The organism is Glaciimonas sp. GNP009, assembly GCF_054343755.1.
In genome coordinates, this window is record NZ_JBTGUV010000004.1 from 1579251 (window position 1) to 1596723 (window position 17473).

General features: G+C 49.1%; 17 protein-coding genes. 3 read left to right on the forward strand and 14 right to left on the reverse strand.

Going from position 1 to position 17473, the window contains the following annotated elements; genetic code table 11:
* Positions 1 to 9: 9 nt before the first annotated feature.
* Positions 10 to 1416 carry a cytochrome b N-terminal domain-containing protein gene (locus ACXX82_RS07915; RefSeq protein ID WP_322240238.1) on the reverse strand — a complete coding sequence of 469 codons (1407 nt, stop codon included), beginning with the start codon at positions 1414 to 1416 and terminating at the stop codon, positions 10 to 12.
* On the reverse strand, positions 1416 to 2036 hold the full coding sequence (gene petA, locus ACXX82_RS07920) for a ubiquinol-cytochrome c reductase iron-sulfur subunit (protein WP_322233426.1): 621 nt from the start codon (positions 2034 to 2036) through the stop codon (positions 1416 to 1418). The genes ACXX82_RS07915 and petA overlap by 1 nt, the downstream gene beginning before the upstream one ends.
* 296 nt (positions 2037 to 2332) lie before the next feature.
* On the opposite strand from petA, the gene mscL reads away from it, so the two are divergent.
* The 3 genes from mscL (at position 2333) to ACXX82_RS07935 (ending at position 4347) form a co-directional block, all read left to right on the forward strand.
* Positions 2333 to 2737 carry a large conductance mechanosensitive channel protein MscL gene (gene mscL, locus ACXX82_RS07925; protein ID WP_322233428.1) on the forward strand — a complete coding sequence of 135 codons (405 nt, stop codon included), beginning with the start codon at positions 2333 to 2335 and terminating at the stop codon, positions 2735 to 2737.
* A 270-nt stretch (positions 2738 to 3007) separates the two neighbouring features.
* Positions 3008 to 3622, forward strand: a complete 615-nt coding sequence (locus tag ACXX82_RS07930; RefSeq protein ID WP_322233430.1) for an RNA polymerase sigma factor — start codon at positions 3008 to 3010, stop codon at positions 3620 to 3622.
* Positions 3622 to 4347 carry an anti-sigma factor gene (locus ACXX82_RS07935; protein ID WP_322233432.1) on the forward strand — a complete coding sequence of 242 codons (726 nt, stop codon included), beginning with the start codon at positions 3622 to 3624 and terminating at the stop codon, positions 4345 to 4347. Before ACXX82_RS07930 ends, ACXX82_RS07935 begins: the two co-directional genes overlap by 1 nt.
* A 127-nt stretch (positions 4348 to 4474) precedes the next feature.
* Here ACXX82_RS07935 and clsB read toward each other — a convergent pair whose 3' ends face one another.
* From clsB to ubiB, 12 genes are all read right to left on the reverse strand, one after another.
* Positions 4475 to 5638: a cardiolipin synthase ClsB gene (gene clsB, locus ACXX82_RS07940; RefSeq protein WP_322233434.1), complete on the reverse strand. Its 1164-nt coding sequence runs from the start codon at positions 5636 to 5638 to the stop codon at positions 4475 to 4477.
* Between the two features lie 166 nt (positions 5639 to 5804).
* Positions 5805 to 6623 carry an endonuclease/exonuclease/phosphatase family protein gene (locus tag ACXX82_RS07945; protein ID WP_322233436.1) on the reverse strand — a complete coding sequence of 273 codons (819 nt, stop codon included), beginning with the start codon at positions 6621 to 6623 and terminating at the stop codon, positions 5805 to 5807.
* Positions 6624 to 6668: 45 nt separating this feature from the next.
* A complete protein-coding gene (gene nudB, locus ACXX82_RS07950; RefSeq protein ID WP_322233438.1) occupies positions 6669 to 7136 on the reverse strand; it encodes a dihydroneopterin triphosphate diphosphatase in 468 nt (155 codons plus the stop codon).
* Positions 7137 to 7445: 309 nt separating this feature from the next.
* Positions 7446 to 9251 (reverse strand): aspartate--tRNA ligase, encoded by a 1806-nt coding sequence (gene aspS / locus ACXX82_RS07955; RefSeq protein WP_322233440.1) that lies wholly within the window; start codon positions 9249 to 9251, stop codon positions 7446 to 7448.
* Between the two features lie 141 nt (positions 9252 to 9392).
* Positions 9393 to 10016 (reverse strand): DUF502 domain-containing protein, encoded by a 624-nt coding sequence (locus tag ACXX82_RS07960; protein ID WP_322233443.1) that lies wholly within the window; start codon positions 10014 to 10016, stop codon positions 9393 to 9395.
* Between the two features lie 77 nt (positions 10017 to 10093).
* Entirely contained in the window at positions 10094 to 10504 is a 411-nt protein-coding gene (locus tag ACXX82_RS07965; RefSeq protein ID WP_322233444.1) for an FmdB family zinc ribbon protein, read from the reverse strand.
* 136 nt (positions 10505 to 10640) lie between these two features.
* Positions 10641 to 11723 (reverse strand): ABC transporter substrate-binding protein, encoded by a 1083-nt coding sequence (locus ACXX82_RS07970; protein WP_323506541.1) that lies wholly within the window; start codon positions 11721 to 11723, stop codon positions 10641 to 10643.
* Between the two features lie 81 nt (positions 11724 to 11804).
* Complete coding sequence (locus ACXX82_RS07975; RefSeq protein ID WP_322233448.1) at positions 11805 to 12608, reverse strand: ABC transporter permease; 804 nt, start codon at positions 12606 to 12608, stop codon at positions 11805 to 11807.
* A gap of 6 nt (positions 12609 to 12614) precedes the next feature.
* On the reverse strand, positions 12615 to 13544 hold the full coding sequence (locus ACXX82_RS07980) for an ABC transporter permease (RefSeq protein ID WP_458562728.1): 930 nt from the start codon (positions 13542 to 13544) through the stop codon (positions 12615 to 12617).
* Positions 13541 to 14632, reverse strand: coding sequence for an ABC transporter ATP-binding protein (locus ACXX82_RS07985; protein ID WP_458562729.1), 1092 nt, complete (start codon positions 14630 to 14632; stop codon positions 13541 to 13543). Before ACXX82_RS07985 ends, ACXX82_RS07980 begins: the two co-directional genes overlap by 4 nt.
* Before the next feature lie 265 nt (positions 14633 to 14897).
* Complete coding sequence (locus tag ACXX82_RS07990; RefSeq protein ID WP_458562730.1) at positions 14898 to 15530, reverse strand: methyltransferase domain-containing protein; 633 nt, start codon at positions 15528 to 15530, stop codon at positions 14898 to 14900.
* A gap of 218 nt (positions 15531 to 15748) precedes the next feature.
* A complete protein-coding gene (gene ubiB, locus ACXX82_RS07995) occupies positions 15749 to 17329 on the reverse strand; it encodes a ubiquinone biosynthesis regulatory protein kinase UbiB (protein ID WP_322233457.1) in 1581 nt (526 codons plus the stop codon).
* Between the last annotated feature and the right edge of the window lie 144 nt (positions 17330 to 17473).

Consider the following 17473-nt stretch of genomic DNA (forward strand, 5'->3'; position numbering starts at 1 on the left):
CTTTACGACTTAATGCGGATGATAAGTAACGCGATCAGGCACTTGCTTGAACGTGCCCATTGCGCTCCACCATGGCATCAACAGGAAGAAGCCAAAGTAAATGAAAGTACAAACCTTCGACACCACTCCCCCCAAGGCCGAGGGCGGTTGTACGCCAAGGTATCCGAGAATCACAAAAGTAATCCCGAACAAGATGTAGACATATTTATGCCAGTCAGGACGATAACGTATCGACTTGACCTTTGAGTGATCCAACCATGGCAATCCGGCCAGAATGACAACCGATACGCCCATCGCAACTACACCGAAGAATTTTGCATCAAGGACAAACATCGCCACAATGATTGCCAAACCGATCACCGTTGCAATGAGTTTTACAATCGATGTAAGACTCGACCGCAACCATATCAAAGCAACAAAAGCAGCAATGCCGGCTTGCAGGTAAATAATAAAGTCGGATGTCACTGCGCGCAAAATCGAATAATACGGCGTGAAGTACCAAACTGGTGCGATATGCGGCGGCGTTTTCAGCGAGTCAGCAGGAACAAAGTTGTTGTACTCAAGGAAGTAACCGCCCATTTCCGGGCCGAAGAACACGACTGTACTAAAGACAATCAGGAACACAGCAACTGCCATGACATCATGTACCGAGTAGTAAGGATGGAACGGAATACCATCCAGCGGAATACCATTGGCATCCACAGTGTCTTTGATTTCAACACCATCCGGATTATTTGATCCAACTTCATGCAACGCAATGATATGCGCAACAACGAGGCCAATCAATACCAGAGGAATAGCAATCACATGGAACGCGAAGAAGCGATTCAGAGTTGCATCTGAGACAACGTAATCACCACGAATCCATAACGACAAATCAGGACCGATAAACGGGATTGCACCGAACAAGTTGACGATAACTTGCGCGCCCCAATAGGACATTTGGCCCCATGGCAACAAATAGCCCATGAATGCTTCGCCCATCAGACACAAGAAAATACCGACGCCGAATAGCCAGACCAGTTCACGCGGTTTGCGATAAGAGCCGTACATCAGGCCACGCACCATATGTAGATAGACGACGATGAAAAATGCCGATGCACCGGTCGAGTGCATGTAACGCACTAACCAGCCCCACGGCACATCACGCATGATGTACTCAACAGAAGCAAATGCCAGCGTTGCGTCCGGTTTGTAGTGCATGACCAGAAAAATGCCGGTTACGATCTGAATCACTAATACTAACAACGCAAGCGAACCGAAGGCGTACCAAAAGTTAAAGTTCTTAGGTGCGTAGTATTCGGAAAGATGAGCCTTCCAGGTGGAAGTGAGCGGAAAACGGGAATCAACCCAGTTCAACGCTTTGTCGGCAATCGGCGCATTAGCCGGTAGCTTCTTTTCGTGGAATGCCATGATTAAGCCTCACCTTTCTCGTCTTTACCAATCAGAATCCTGGTATCCGACAAATACATATGACGCGGAACATCAAGATTGTTTGGAGCAGGCTTGTTCTTAAATACACGGCCAGCCAAATCGAAAGTCGAGCCATGGCATGGACATAGGAAACCACCTTCCCAGTCATCTGGCAGCGAAGGTTGTGCACCTGGCGCGAACTTGGATGACGGCGAGCAACCGAGATGCGGGCAAATACCAACCAGCACCAATGTGGATTCATGGCCGACGTGACCACGATTATTTGCTTTGTTTTTACAATAGTCGGGAAGATCCATTGTATAGGGCTTGAGCGATTCCGGATCGGCGACTTCAGAAGCGGTATGTTCGAGTCCCTTCATTTGCTCCGGCGTACGTTTCATGATCCACACTGGCTTACCGCGCCATTCGAACACTTTCATCTCTCCGGGGTTAATACCGGAAATATCTACTTCTACTGGTGCTCCTGCGGCTTTAGCGCGCTCAGACGGCTGGAAGGTAGACACAAAGGCCCCCGCTGTGGCCAAACCTGCCACACCACCCACCGCACACGTAGCGACGAGCAAACCACGTCGACTTGAATCGACCTGCTTTTCGATACTCATACCAACCCCAATCAGTCAAAATACGAAACCTGCATGAAACTTCTAGCAACCCTAGATTATAACGAAGCTGACCGCTGTTTTAAAGGAAATAGATACTTTGTCACTTAAATTCACGGAACTTTTTTTTATTTCTAAGTAGAAATGGCAAAATCGGCCTGACTTTTCCCCTCTGAAACATGGTTTTGCCGCAGCATAGCGGTGTATATGGCAAAAAAGTCACATTCTGATAACCCACCAAGTTCTCAACGCGATATAAAATAGCACTTTATTAAAAGATTATCCGGGAGAAACCCATCATGAGCATGCTTGAAGAATTTAAGGCATTTGCAGTCAAGGGGAACGTGATTGATCTTGCTGTCGGTGTGATTATTGGCGGAGCCTTCGGAAAAATTGTGGATTCTCTAGTGCAGGACATAATCATGCCGATTATCGGCAGGATTTTTGGCGGCCTCGACTTTTCTAATTACTACGTCGCCCTGAACGGGCAGGCAGCGTCGATGACATTAGTCGAAGCGAAAAAAGCTGGCGCTGTATTGGCGTATGGCAATTTCATCACTATTTTGCTGAACTTCCTTATCTTAGCCTTCATCATTTTTCAGATGGTACGATTGGTCAACAAGGTCAGAACCGCAACGCCACCCGCTGCTGATCCTGAAAGCACCGTGTTGCTAAGAGAAATTCGCGACTCTCTCAAAAAATAAATTGCGCAAGACACAATCCCTTGCTCAACTGATCCTTCAATTATTTTGAAGCGCGCTGATTTAAAGCCCGTTGCATTGACGGGCTTTTTATTGGGAACAAAAGGAAAAGTACAGATACAAAAACAACAGTGAAAAGTTGCCGCGTGAACAAGTTTGCGCTAACCTATTCCTCAGAAAGTCTCATCAACACGCACTTTAATAATTCCTGATTGCTCCGTAAAGGGCTGTTACCTTGTCCAGGCGTACCTCCGGATATTAAGCACATGCTGAATGACCCAATATCTTGCGAAGGAAATCGAATTGTCTTCTACTGAACTACAACCGGCGCAACTGAAAATCTGGCTTGCCGCCGTTGCCCAAAAAGACGCCAGCGCCTTCCGTTCTCTCTACGACGCAACATCATCGAAACTGTTTGGCTTCGCGCTACGTATATTAGTTAAGCGTGAAGCGGCAGAAGAGGTTTTACAAGAAAGTTTCATCAACATTTGGAACAGTGCCGGTAGTTATCAACCCGGCCTTGCGGCTCCCATGACGTGGATGACGACAATCGTACGCAATAAAGCCTTCGATATTTTGCGCCGCACTGACCATGACGTTGAAATTGATGCGGATACTTTTGACAAAGAGGTCATTACCGCCATGGAAAGTGCAGATCCAACGCCGTTAGAAGCGCTGCAGCTGAGCGCCGATTCAAAAGCGCTCGCGGGCTGCCTGGCAAAACTCGAGGGCTTGCACCGACAAGCGATAGCATTATCTTTTTTTCATGATCTCTCGCACAGCGAGGTAGCAGATCAAATGAAGCTCCCCATCGGGACCATTAAAACTTGGATCCGGCGAGGATTAGAGCGATTACGGACCTGCCTAGGCAAGCTGGAGCAAAATTAATGAATATTCTTCAAAACCAAGCATTATTAGAGAAGTTAGCAGCAGAGTTTGTGCTTGGCACACTGCGCGGCGGGGCACGCCGACGCTTTGAAAGCTATTTGCTCGACAGTGCAGCGCTGCGACTGACGGTGGCGGAATGGCAAGACCGTTTGTATCCAATGGCAGAAATGACTCCGGCGAGTAAGCCATCGGTAAGCGTATGGCTCACCATTGAAAAACGCCTTGGACTACAAATACTCGCAGCGCGCAAACGCAAAGCATCATTCTGGCTATCACTACGAGAAGATCTGAGTTTCTGGCGCGGGCTTGGCTTGGTGTCTACCACCGCAGCTTTGATTTTGGTATCGCTGCTAATGACTAAACAACTGGCACCCATTCCGGTTGCGCCGGTCACGTCTTACGTCGCGATGTTGAGCGATGATAAAGCAACACCCATTGCCGTGGTGACTGCGGCACAGAATGGTCAGATGGTTGTGAAAGTGATCGCAGCGCAATCGGTGGCGGCTGATAAGAGTCTCGAATTGTGGGCGGTTCCAAAAGAGGGTCCACCACGTTCGCTGGGTCTGGTTGCAGCCAATGGCAGTGTGACATTGCCTCTACCTGCGAATGCTACGCCACAATCGATACCAATATTGGCTGTAACGTTGGAGCCAAAAGGAGGCTCACCGAATCCAAACGGACCAACAGGACCGGTCGTATTCAAGGGAGCGTGGGTTCAAATATAAGCGAGTTAGTTAGCGCCGTATCGTAAGATGCAGCGTTAATTCACCTACATAATTTGATGAGCGATCAGGCCCGAATGAGGCTGAGGGATAAAATGAGGACCGAACGATTGTTCGGTCCTTTTGCTTTTTAGTGATTATTACCTATCGTCATAATTCTCATCGCAAAGCGATAGACGAAAAAAGCTGATCCGTACCACAGCCGCCGACTCCACGATCTGTGCCCGAATTCAGCTGATTGCACCTCTACACCATCCGCGATACCCGCTTCGATTTTCTGGCGCAACAAATCTGCAAATTTTGCATCTCGAATGACGACATTCGCCTCCTGATTCACCAATAGACTCAAACCGTCGTAATTACTCGATCCCACGGTGGCCCATTCGTCATCCACCACAGCGACTTTAGCGTGTAGCGCGGTCTTGCGATATTCGACGATTCTGACGCCCGCTTTGAGTAACTTGGGATAATACGAGTGCGTCACCGCATCCTGCAGACGATAATGTCCGACGCCGAGTAGCAAAGTCACCTTGACACCGCGCTGTGCAGCAGAAACTAAGGCCTGGCGTAATTTACGGCCCGGTGCAAAGTAAGGATTCGCTAACAAAGCGCTTTCGCGTGCATGCCCCAATGCTTGCATGTAAGCACGTTGAATCGTTCGTCGATTGCGTAAATTGTCGCGAATGACTAACCCTGCCGATGCGGCCCCATGCGACGCCATGTTTATCTTTACGCGTGCACGCTTAAACTCATCCCACCGTGCACGTAATTTTATCCCACCCATACGCATCCATTGTGCCTCCAATTCGGCATGTATTGTTGGCACAAGAGGCCCCACAATGCGGATAGAAAAATCCCAGCGCGGGGCAGGCAATGGCAAATGTCGCGCATCATCGGTGAACATATCGTCATTAATATTAATGCCGCCGACGAACGCGATCTGGTGATCGACCACGCACAATTTACGATGAGTGCGCACCACCCCGCGACGGAACCAAGGGTTAAAGATGCGATGTTTGATGGGCGTGCCAAGAAACTCTTCCGTTAATAAAGTGTTATGTGCACGCCCAGTGCCAAGCCAGTCGGTCACCACTCTGACCGCAACGCCTCTTTTCGCTGCTTCCATCAACGCCGCCTTAACCCGTTGGGCGGTGGCATCGGCCGCAAAAATATACGTTTCCAGATAGACCTCGTCGCGCGCGCCGTTAATGGCCGCGATTAAAGCCGGGAAAAATTCCGCGCCACTTTGCAACAGGTCAATATGATTGTCAGCGGTAAAATTTACCGCGCGCATAGGCTACACAAAAAACAGATCGTCATGAGATATGCCGGTTAAGGGTTATGCGCTACATTATTGACGACATTCACGACGATATTGCCGCTCATTAGCTTTGATGATTTGCTTGGGATTGGTTTGGTATTGCCTTGACATTAGTCCTGCAATACCGACGATAAAGAGTCTACTTCAACCGTAACGTCGCCACAATCGGAGCGTGATCCGATAACTTAGCCCACGCCGGTCCATGTAATACATGTGCTGATTCTACGGCAAAGCCGCGTAGATAGATGCGATCCAGGCGCAGCCAAGGAAGCGCGGCAGGAAATGTGCGGGCCGGTTTAATTTTGGCGGTGGACGCCGATTTGATGCCTGGCTCGCGTCCCATCAGTTTACGTAAATAATATCCCACCCCGTGCGCCGCAATCCGCTCGTCAAAAATCTCCGAGACACCGAGACGCACGCGCAACAATTCACTTAGTCGATTTCCCCAATCATTGAAGTCACCGGCAATAATCAATGGCGCATCTGGCGGTGACGAACTACGCACCGCCTCGATTAATGCCGCCGTTTGTCGGCGCCGACCGCCGCCAAACAAACCCAAATGAACGACGTAACAATGGACGTCTGCCTGAGGGGTTTTTATCACGCAATGCAAAATGCCACGCGCCTCGTATGCATGATCCGACACATCCTGATTGGTCTGCGAAGCAATCTCAAAGCGACTTAATAATGCATTTCCGTGATGACCATGGTCATACACTGCATTCATTCCATACGCAGCATGATGAGAATCACCAGCGAGAAAGTCTTGCTGGGATTGTTCCGGCCAATGAGCGGAGTGACGCGCAGCCATTAAATCATGCCGCCCTTGCACTTCTTGCAAGAAGAAGACGTCGGCCTCCATCAATGCCAGCGCTTGCTTTAGAGCATGGACACGTGGACGACTTCCGATAGAGGAGACGCCTTTGTGGATGTTATAGGTCGCAATTCGTATTTTCATCGCTTTTGATCCACGTGAAATAAAAGCGTCATAGCGCGGAAACAACTACCTTTTAACATCCCGTAGTCGGTGAGGAAGTTGCAATATCGCCTCTGCGTTTGATGGAGAAAAACACAAGTCCGCAGCCTCTCTGTGCGGCATCCAGCGATACTCGACATGTTCGCGCGGTGCTAAAACAATATGAATTTCTGCAGGCACTTCGAGACTAAAAACGTGCTCAGTGTTAGTGGTCACACCCGGCGCATAACGATGACGCCACATAGGATAAATGTCATAGACGTTGGAAAGTTGCCAGTCACGTAAATGCGACATTGGTACCTGACCATCGGACACAATAATGCCCGTTTCTTCGGCTACCTCACGAATGGCAGTCTGAACCAAAGACTCGTCAGGCGTATCTTTAGATCCGGTCACAGATTGCCAAAAATCGACGTTATCGGTGCGCGAAATCATTAAAACCTGCAAATCAATCGTATGGATGACAACAAGAACAGATTCGGGAATTTTATCCATGCACACACTATAAAAATAGCAAACAATTATTGAGGAACAATATAAGAAGCCAGACCGGATGGCACACGTTTTTTTAACATCCATTAATCTACCAAGTCGGCCGACTAATACGGACGACCATGGAACATAAAAAACAGATGGTGTTGCTAAGAATAAAGCCCGTTTCAATCACAAATTCGGACCTAAACCTTACTATAGACTGATTTGATCGAGACATAAAAAAAGCGCGGAAAACCGCGCTTTTGAATACTATCTATTGTACAAGCGACTCACTCTTAATAAACAAAGTTGATCGCACGGCAGTCAACCTTAAGAAACCACTTTGGCTTCTGGCGCACGCAGACGAATGTGTAGTTCTTTCAACTGTTTTTCTTCAACTACCGATGGCGCCTGAGTTAACAGACATTGTGCCCGCTGGGTTTTTGGAAAAGCGATCACATCGCGAATAGATTCGGCACCGGTCATCATGGTGACGATACGATCCAGGCCGAAGGCCAGACCACCATGCGGAGGCGCGCCGTATTGCAACGCGTCTAACAAGAAACCGAACTTCAGTTGCGCTTCTTCCGCATCAATCTTCAACGCGCGGAAGACTTTACTTTGCACTTCAGCACGATGGATACGGATTGATCCGCCGCCTAGTTCCCAACCGTTCAATACCATGTCATAGGCTTTAGCAATACACTTGCCTGGATCGGTTTCAAGATAGTCTTCATGACCATCTTTTGGGGCCGTGAACGGATGATGGCAAGCACTCCAACGCTCGCCAGCTTCGTCGTATTCAAACATTGGGAAGTCAACCACCCATAGAGGACGCCATGTATCGTCAAACAGGCCGACCTTTTTACCGAACTCGCTATGACCGATCTTGACGCGCAATGCACCGATAGCGTCGTTGACCACTTTCGCCTTGTCAGCACCAAAGAAAATCAGATCGCCATCTTGCGCGCCGGTTTGCGCAAGAATTTGTGCCAATGCGACGTCGTGCAAGTTTTTGACGATAGGCGATTGCAAGCCATCGCGGCCCTTAGCGGTTTCGTTAACTTTGATATACGCCAAACCACGTGCCCCATAAATAGCAACGAATTGCGTGTAAGCATCAATTTCGGAGCGCGGCATGGCAGCGCCACCGGGAACGCGCAAACCAACCACGCGACCGTTTTCCATATTGGCAGCGCCCGAGAATACTTTGAAATCAACATCCTTCATGACCGCGGTCAGGTCCGTGAATTCGAGCTTCACGCGCATATCCGGCTTGTCGGAACCGTACATTGCCATTGCAGTGGCAAAGTCCATCACAGGGAACGGATTTGGCAAATCGATATCTAGTGCGTTCTTGAATACCAGGCGGATCATGCCTTCGAACATATCGCGGATTTCTTGCTCGGACATGAACGATGTTTCGCAATCGATCTGCGTAAATTCAGGCTGGCGATCGGCGCGTAAATCTTCGTCGCGGAAGCATTTTACAATTTGATAATAGCGGTCAAAGTTTGCCACCATCAACAATTGCTTAAACAATTGCGGCGATTGCGGCAGCGCGAAGAAATGGCCTGCGTTCACGCGCGACGGGACCAGGTAATCACGCGCGCCTTCTGGCGTTGACTTGGTCAACATCGGCGTTTCGATATCAATGAAGCCGTTTGCATCCAAAAATTTACGCACTTCCATCGTTACTTTGTAACGCAGGCGCAGATTGTTTTGCATTTGGGGACGACGCAAATCCAGCACCCGATGCGTCAGACGTGTGGTTTCCGACAGATTGTCGTCATCCAACTGGAACGGCGGCGTCACGGACGCATTCAGCACTTCCAGCGTATGGGCCAATACTTCGATTTGGCCCGACTTCAGGTTTTTGTTGACGGTGCCGTCTGGACGGTTACGCACCACACCAGTGATACGCAGGCAAAACTCATTGCGCACGACTTCGGCATTTTTGAAAACATCTACGCGATCAGGATCACACACAATTTGCACAAGACCTTCGCGGTCGCGCAAGTCGATAAAAATCACGCCGCCATGGTCGCGACGACGATGTACCCAGCCGCACAGGCTGACGGTCTGATCGAGAAGTGCCTCGGTGGTGAGGCCGCAATAGTGGGTTCGCATGGACATATTCAATTCTTCCGAAGTTCAGGTGTTAAGTTCAATGTTACTGAGAGTAACTATCAGTGGGTCTTGGGGTCTTGTTTGCGTCTGCGGTGCGTCTATTTTTACTTGCAACAGTCAATAAACCGTCATAGCGCATCGAATCGTCTAAACAGGATCATTAATGCGTTTTTTTTCTACATGATCAGGCGGTGATACGACGCCCATCGAAATGATGTATTTCAGTGCCTCGTCAACGCTCATACTCAGCTCTACTGTATCGGCACGCGGCACCATCAGAAAAAATCCTGAAGTTGGATTCGGGGTCGTCGGTATATACACACTGACGTAATCACCTTCCAGATGATTTTTTACATCACCGCCAGGAACGCCGGTCAGGAATGCGATGGTCCATGATCCCCGACGCGGATATTCCACCAACAATGCCTTGCGGAAAGCATTTCCTGAGGATGAAAATAACGTATCTGATACTTGCTTGACGCTGGAATAAATCGAGTTGACGACCGGAATGCGCGTTAATACTGCTTCCCACAACGCCACGACCTGACGCCCAATAAAGTTGTGCGTTGCCAATCCCGTGAAGAATATGATCAACAACGTCAAAATAGTGCCGAGACCGGGAATATTAAAGCCTATCAGCGCTTTTGGACGCCACTCTACCGGTAGGAACAATAATGACTGATCCATTGTTCCAATGATCAGATTCAGTACCCATAGCGTAATCGCCAGAGGAACCAAAACCAGTAAACCGGTAATGAAATATTTGCGCATGGTTTTCTTCAACGGGGCGAACCGCGATTGGCAGTTCGGCCCAAGACAGTTTAGTTAAAATTCGTGCCGCAGCGCTGTCAGGTCGCCGTGGAAGAGGATGTTTTGCTGGCTGTGGTATTGCCAGCGCTCGTACTTGTAGTACTTCCACTACTTGCACTTGCCGCAGTGCTAGCCGGTGCACTATTCGATGACGCTGGAGCGCTGGTCGATGCCGCCGCCGCTGGCGTCGCCGCAACCGCGCTATCGGTAGCAGTTGAAGTGCCGCCTTCCTCGCTCGCGCCGGTCGCTGATTTGCCAGTCGCCGCACCGCCGCGGAAATCGGTGACGTACCAACCCGTCCCTTTTAGCTGAAAACCGGCAGCAGTCACTTGTTTCTTGAAGGACTCTTGATGGCATGTTGGGCACACAGTTAGCTGCGCGTCCGACATTTTTTGCAATACATCTTTAGCAAAACCACAAGCTTCGCAGCGATAGGCGTAAATTGGCATGGTAAAACTCCGCGAAAAGCGTGTAAAACCCTGAATTATAAAGGTTTTTGCGGAATCCACACCGTTACGCTACTACAGGAGTTATATCTGCTCAGCATGAAAGGTCTCTCTTGTGCGCGTAGAACAGATAAACGGCTCAACGGGCGCGAATTTCAGTCCACAAGCGGTTCAATGCGCGGCGCTGTTTGCCATCAAGATCCTTCAACATTTCCAATTTAGCAACTGTGGCCTTTGTCGGGAAAATCGCTGTATTTTTTGCAATTTCGGGATTGATGTATTGTGCGGCCTCAGCATTCGGATTGCCGGTTCCGATCAAATTGGTCAATTCGGCTGCATTTTTTCCATCTAGCATAAAGTTAATAAACTTCAGCGCCAGATCTGGACGCGGCGCATCCTTGTGGATCACCATGCTGTCGAGCGCCAATACTGCACCTTCTTTTGGCAATGCCGCCCGAATACGGAATTTTCGACCGGCCTTCTGAGCGTCTACATCAGCTTGAAAAATATCACTCGAATAACCATGCACTACCCACACGTTCCCAACGGTGAGTTCCTTGATATAACTACTTCCATTGAACGCCGCCCAATACGGTTTTGCGCGCAGAATCACATTCTTCGCCTCCTCCCAATGCTTTTCGTCTGTATCGTTAGCAGAATAGCCACGATATTTCATGGCGGCTGCGATCAACTCATTGGCAGAATCCAGGACGGTCACTTTGCCTTTGATCTTGGCCAGAATGGCGGGATCAAAAATAGTCGCCCAACTATCGACCGGAATACCCAGTTCTTTTATTTTTTGCTCGTTGTAGCCCAACAACGTGATCGTATAAGCATAAGGCACTGAATAAACATTGCCCTTATCGAAATCCTTATTCATGTATGCCGAATTCATATTCTTCAAATTCGGCAGTTGCGATTTATCTAAAGGCTTCAACGCCTTTTGCTTGATCAAAGCATCCAGCGCATTTCCGGTGGGCACAATAATGTCATAACCCTTGGCTCCTGCCGCAAGCTTAGCCAGCATTTCTTCATTGTCACCATAGTAAGTCTGCACCACTTTGCATTTACAGGAGGCTTCAAAGCGCTGCACGGTTTCAGGCGCGATATAGTTATTCCAGTTATACAAATGCAATTCGTCGGCCGCTTGCGCTGAAACAGCCGTAGTGACACCGGCAATACTGACAACGAGCAGCGCTAACATGGAAAACAATTTTTTCATGGCAATCCTTGAGGAATGATGATGTGGATGAAATTAAGAAGGCAATAAAGCACGCAATTGAGCACGCAAATGGGTACGCAATTAAGACGACGAGCGCAGTGCGCTAGGAGCTAACTTCGCAGCCACAATAATAAGAAATAGCGTCAGCACCATTAACAGGGTTGAGACCGCATTCACTTCGGGCGTAACCGCAATCTTGATCATGGAATAAATTTGTAACGGCAACGTTGAGGCATTCGCACCCGCGGTAAAAAAAGTGATGACAAAATCATCGATTGACAACGTAAACGCCATCAACGCGCCAGCTAGAACGCCGGGCATAATTAACGGAAGCGTCACCAGACGGAAAGCCTGAAGCGGTGTCGCACCACAATCCCGTGCCGCTTCAGTCAGGCTTTCATCCATACCAGACAAGCGCGAGCGCACCACGATAGCGACAAAACCAATACAGAAGGCAATATGCGCTAACGTGATCGATACCAACCCTAACGTGATATTGAGCATTACAAAGAAAATCAGCAGCGACACGCCAATAAGGATTTCGGGAATCGCAATCGGCGTCAGCACCAATAAAGGCAGTAACTTCAACTTATACCGGTGCATCGCAAAACCAGCCATCGTTCCAAGCACTGTCGCGACTGCGCTTGAAACCAGGGCAATCATCAGCGAGTTTCCGGCAGCGCTTAACATCTCGTGGTCATTAAACAGCTTGCGATACCAATCAAAAGTGAATCCGACCCATTCTGCGTTGAGTTGGGAGTCATTAAATGAATACACCATCACAATAATCAACGGCACGTACAAAAAACCAAATACCAACACCGCTACTGCCCATAACGCGATGGTGCGTTTATTGATGCCATCAAGTCGATGAACATTCACCATATTTTTCTATCCTTGTCGTCTTGGTCTTGATGCGAGCATAGCCACGCCCGCCACCGCTAGTGCGGCGACCGTCAACACAATCGACAACACGCTCCCAAATGGCCAATCGCGGGTTTCCAAAAATTGTTGCTTGATGACATTGCCAATCATCATGCCGCCTGTTCCGCCAAGTATGTCCGACACCGCAAAAATCCCCAACGCCGGAATGAAAACCAGCGCCGCGCCAGCATAAACACCGGGTAGCGATAACGGAAAAGTAATCCGCCAAAAACGCTGCCACGCCGACGCACCCAAATCCTGCGCGGCGTCCAGCAATGCCGGATCATGTTTTTCCAAATTAGCATAGAGCGGCAAGACCATGAAAGGTAAGTGAACATAGACCAGACCAACGATCACCGAAAACGCGGTAAATAACAGCGTCACCGGCTGCACGCCAACCAATCCCAATACGTAATTGAGCGCACGGGTCAAACCCGATTGCGGCCCCAAAATAATCATCCAGGCGTATACCCGGATCAAAAAATTACTCCAGAATGGCAGGATCACCAACAGAATCAATAAATCGCGATATTTTTTGGCGCTTCGGGCGATGAGTATCGCCACCGGATACGCCATGATCAGACAGCAAAAAGTGGTGATCAATGCGTACATCAAGGATTTCAAAAAAATCGCTGTATAGATAAAGTCGGACGCAAACCGCGTATAGCTTTCGATCGTCAGATTAAGCTTACCCGCCGCGTCGAAGATGGGTTCTAGTCCACCGTAATCGCCAGCGTAGCGAAACGATGCAAACACCATGATCAGGCTAGGAATCGCAAAAAATATCAGCAGATAGACCAACGGCGGCCCGCTAATCAACCAGCGTGCTAATCGTCCGCGCGGGCTTGGGCTTGGGCTTGGGCGTGGTGACGGTAACAAGGGTACGGCCTCACTCATACAGAATCATACAAAAAATGTCCTGCCTCGAAACTCCACGCCACATCAACAGCATCGCCGACTTCAAAGAACTTGGCGCGCCCGGCAGCCGAATTGGCTAGCAGTGCTTCTATCGCCGCCCCACCTTCGGTTTGCACAATGTAGACCGTCACGTCACCGAGATATAGAAGTTCTTTCACGTAGCCCTTAAAATGATTTTCCGCACTGTGGCCGCTAACTGCGGCACTGATTAGAATCTTTTCAGGGCGCAACGCCAGCGTTCCTTTTCGACCAATCACCGCATCAGGTGGTAACGCTGCCGTGACTTGACCCAGTCCCGCGACATCAAGATGCATCGTGGCTTCGTCGATGCTCTCGATAACACCATCTAATAAATTACATGTGCCAATAAAATCGGCAACAAAACGGGTTTTGGGATAACTATAGATGCGTGATGGCTCGTCCAACTGCTCAACTTGACCGTGATTCAAGACCGCGATGCGATGCGACAAGGCCAATGCTTCGGTTTGGTCGTGGGTTACATAGACAAAGGTAATACCCACTTCTTTTTGCAAATTGATGAGTTCAATCTGCATCTGCTCGCGCAACTTCGCGTCCATCGCTGACAACGGTTCGTCCAGCAACAGCAATTTCGGTCGGGATACAAGCGCACGCGCGACCGCGACACGCTGCCGCTGACCACCAGACAATTCGTGCGGGTAGCGCGCACCAAAACCGACCAGCCGCACATCTTCCAGCGCTTCAACTACTTTTTGTTTGATTTCTGCTGGCGGAAGTTTTGCCATTTTTAACGGGAAGGCGATATTAGCGCTCACCGTCATGTGTGGGAACAACGCGTAATTCTGAAACACGGTGCAGACAGGACGTTGCTCGGGCGGAATGCCTGCGAGATCAACGCCATCCAGCATTATTTGGCCCGCATTGGGTAAATCGAACCCGGCGATCATGCGAAGTAAAGTGGTTTTGCCGCAACCTGACGGGCCCAGCAACGTAAAGAACTCACCGGCCTCAATCGACAAACTGATGTTATTAACCGCGGTGAAGTCACCGAAGAAGCGACTAACGTTACGAATTTCGAGCAAAGCCATGGATGTTGCCCCGGAAAGCAAAAGCGCCGATTGTAGCAAAAAAGCACTTATTTACGCGAACTTACCATGCCCCGGCAAAGAAATAAGTTTTGCCTCACAGCGTTTTGGCCTGAAGTTCATGCGACCATTAACATTCGCAAGCACGCTCTGTTTTATGAGTGTCGCAATGGTTTCCAAAAGCATCCGCACGAAGATAGTGCGACTGCGCCATTAAAGATACATCGGAGAACTAGTCATCCTCGACGCAATCCACCGTTTTGGCTTTCTAAAGACGCCTCCGCCATACTTGCCAGCGCTCTTTATCAACAAATGCCGGAATAGAATCGGTGACAGGATAATCCTCAATCAACTCAAAATACGGTAGCAATAACTGTTCCAAGTCTGGCCGATCAATACCGAAAGGCGGCCCTTTTGGACTATCCCCAAAAAAGAAAAATCCAGCTAGCGTCGCACCCGGCAGTAGCAATGCCGCCCAGCGCTCAACGATGGCCGGGCGCATCGCTGGCGGTAACGCGCAGAAAAAAGCCCGTTCGTAGATCAATCCTAAAGGCTTCACCGGATTGAACGTAAAGAAATCGGCTTGGACAACGCGAGAACCCAAACTACCAAGTGTCGCCTGAGCCGCGCTAACCGCCGCTTCAGAAAAATCAATGGCAGTCACATCCCAACCTGCGCTAGCGAAACAGGCAACTTCGTATCCAACGCCACACCCTGGAATCAGCGTCACCGTCGGTACAGATCGATTGATGTAATCCTCCAACGCCGAAGGCACACCGCCTTTATCCCAAGGCGTGAAGGCCGACTGAAAACGTTCACTCCAAAAATCGGGCTTAGCCGAATCACGCGTCGTGAATGATGGAATGCCTGTCGGTGTCTGATTGGATATCGGTGTTGTCATGGCGAAATAATTTCTCAATCAAAAGAGGAACACACAATTAAATGCTGGATAAACGAATCTTTAAATCACATTCTCAAGGTCAATATGTATACCCGCGTTCAATGACTACTTGCGCAGACAAATGCAGCGCTGATAATCACATAATCAAGCGCGACGTTGAAGCGTCAGGTGTAAAGGTGAGGCAACCAAACCAGAATTTTCTCCGTCTGAATCTTTTATTAGGCGCCGAAATATAAATATCCCCAACGCTGAAAGATCAGGGTCAGCAATATTCCCCCCATCAATCCACCGCCAAAATACACCAGGATACCGAGTAAATGATTGGTTCTTCTTTGTTCCGCAAGCGCTAATAACAGCAGCTTTTCATCCTGACCTTTAGGTCCATCTACGACTTGAGACAGAACCTGATGTATCAGGCGCGGCAACTGCGGCAATAATTTGCTGTATCGCGGTGCTTCAATTTTCAAATGTTGCACCAAGCCGCGCCAACCTATCTGCTCGCTCATCCAACGCTCAAGATAAGGCTTTGCAGTTTTCCACAAATCCAGTTCGGGGTCTAATTGACGCCCAAGGCCTTCGACGTTCAGAAGCGTCTTCTGCAATAAGACGAGCTGTGGTTGCACTTCTACATTAAAGCGGCGCGAAGTCTGAAACAGTCTTAACAGTACCTGACCGAAAGAAATGTCTTTCAACGGGCGATCAAAAATCGGTTCGCAACAAGCGCGCACTGCGGATTCCAACTCATCCACCCGCGTCTCTTTCGGTGCCCAGCCAGACTCGATATGCGCTTCGGCGACGCGTTTATAATCGCGCTGAAAAAATGCTAGAAAATTTTGTGAGAGATAATCTTTATCAAAATCGTTAAGTGTTCCGACAATGCCGAAATCGAGCGCGATGTAACGGCCAAATGTAGCGGGCGCAACCGACACTAAAATATTTCCCGGGTGCATATCAGCGTGGAAAAAGCCGTCTCTGAACACTTGCGTGAAGAAAATTTCCACACCATCACTAGATAACTTTTGCATGTCGACACCGGCCGCCCGCAAACGATCCAGCTGCGAAATCGGAATGCCGTGCATGCGCTCCATTACGATGACAGATGATGAGCAATAATCCCAAAACATCTCGGGGACCATTAACAGATCAGAGTCGGCAAAATTCCGGCGTAACTGACTGCCGTTAGCGGCCTCACGCATCAGGTCAAGTTCGTCGTGTAAATACTTATCAAACTCGCCGACCACTTCACGTGCCTTCAGCCGTTTGCCGTCAGCCCATAATTTTTCGACCAGTTCAGCGGCTAAATGCATCAACGCCACATCTTCATCGATAGATTTTTTCATGCCAGGACGCAGCACTTTCACCGCGACCTCGCGTCCATTTTTGAGCATCGCAAAATGAACTTGCGCAATGGAAGCGGAGGCAACAGGTTGGCGATCAAAACTGGCGAAAAGTTGATCTGGATGGGCCTTAAGCGATTTCTGAATTTGTGCGATTGCAAGGTCAGAACTAAACGGCGGTACCCGATCTTGTAAGCCCGCCAGTTCATCGACGATGTCACCCGGCAGCAAGTCGCGGCGAGTCGACAATACCTGACCGAATTTAACGAATATAGGGCCCAACTCTTCGAGCGACTTGCGTAAGCGCTCGCCACGGGGAGCAGACAAATCGCGCCAAAATAACAGCGTATTGATTAACTTAGAAATACGCGGCTTATCAAATCCTGACATCACAATATCGTCTAAACCATAACGAATGGCGACGCGTGCAATTTTTATAACCCGTAAAAATTTTAGAATCATTGGTGCCCGGCCTTCAACATAGTATTTTGCATTTGACCTCTTTCAAAAACTGACGCACGGTACGACGGCTGCACTGTCCAATGTGCTAAGCGGCGCTAGCCATTCTGATACTGGCAATCTTTCTGTTTTTAGAGACCATTCTAT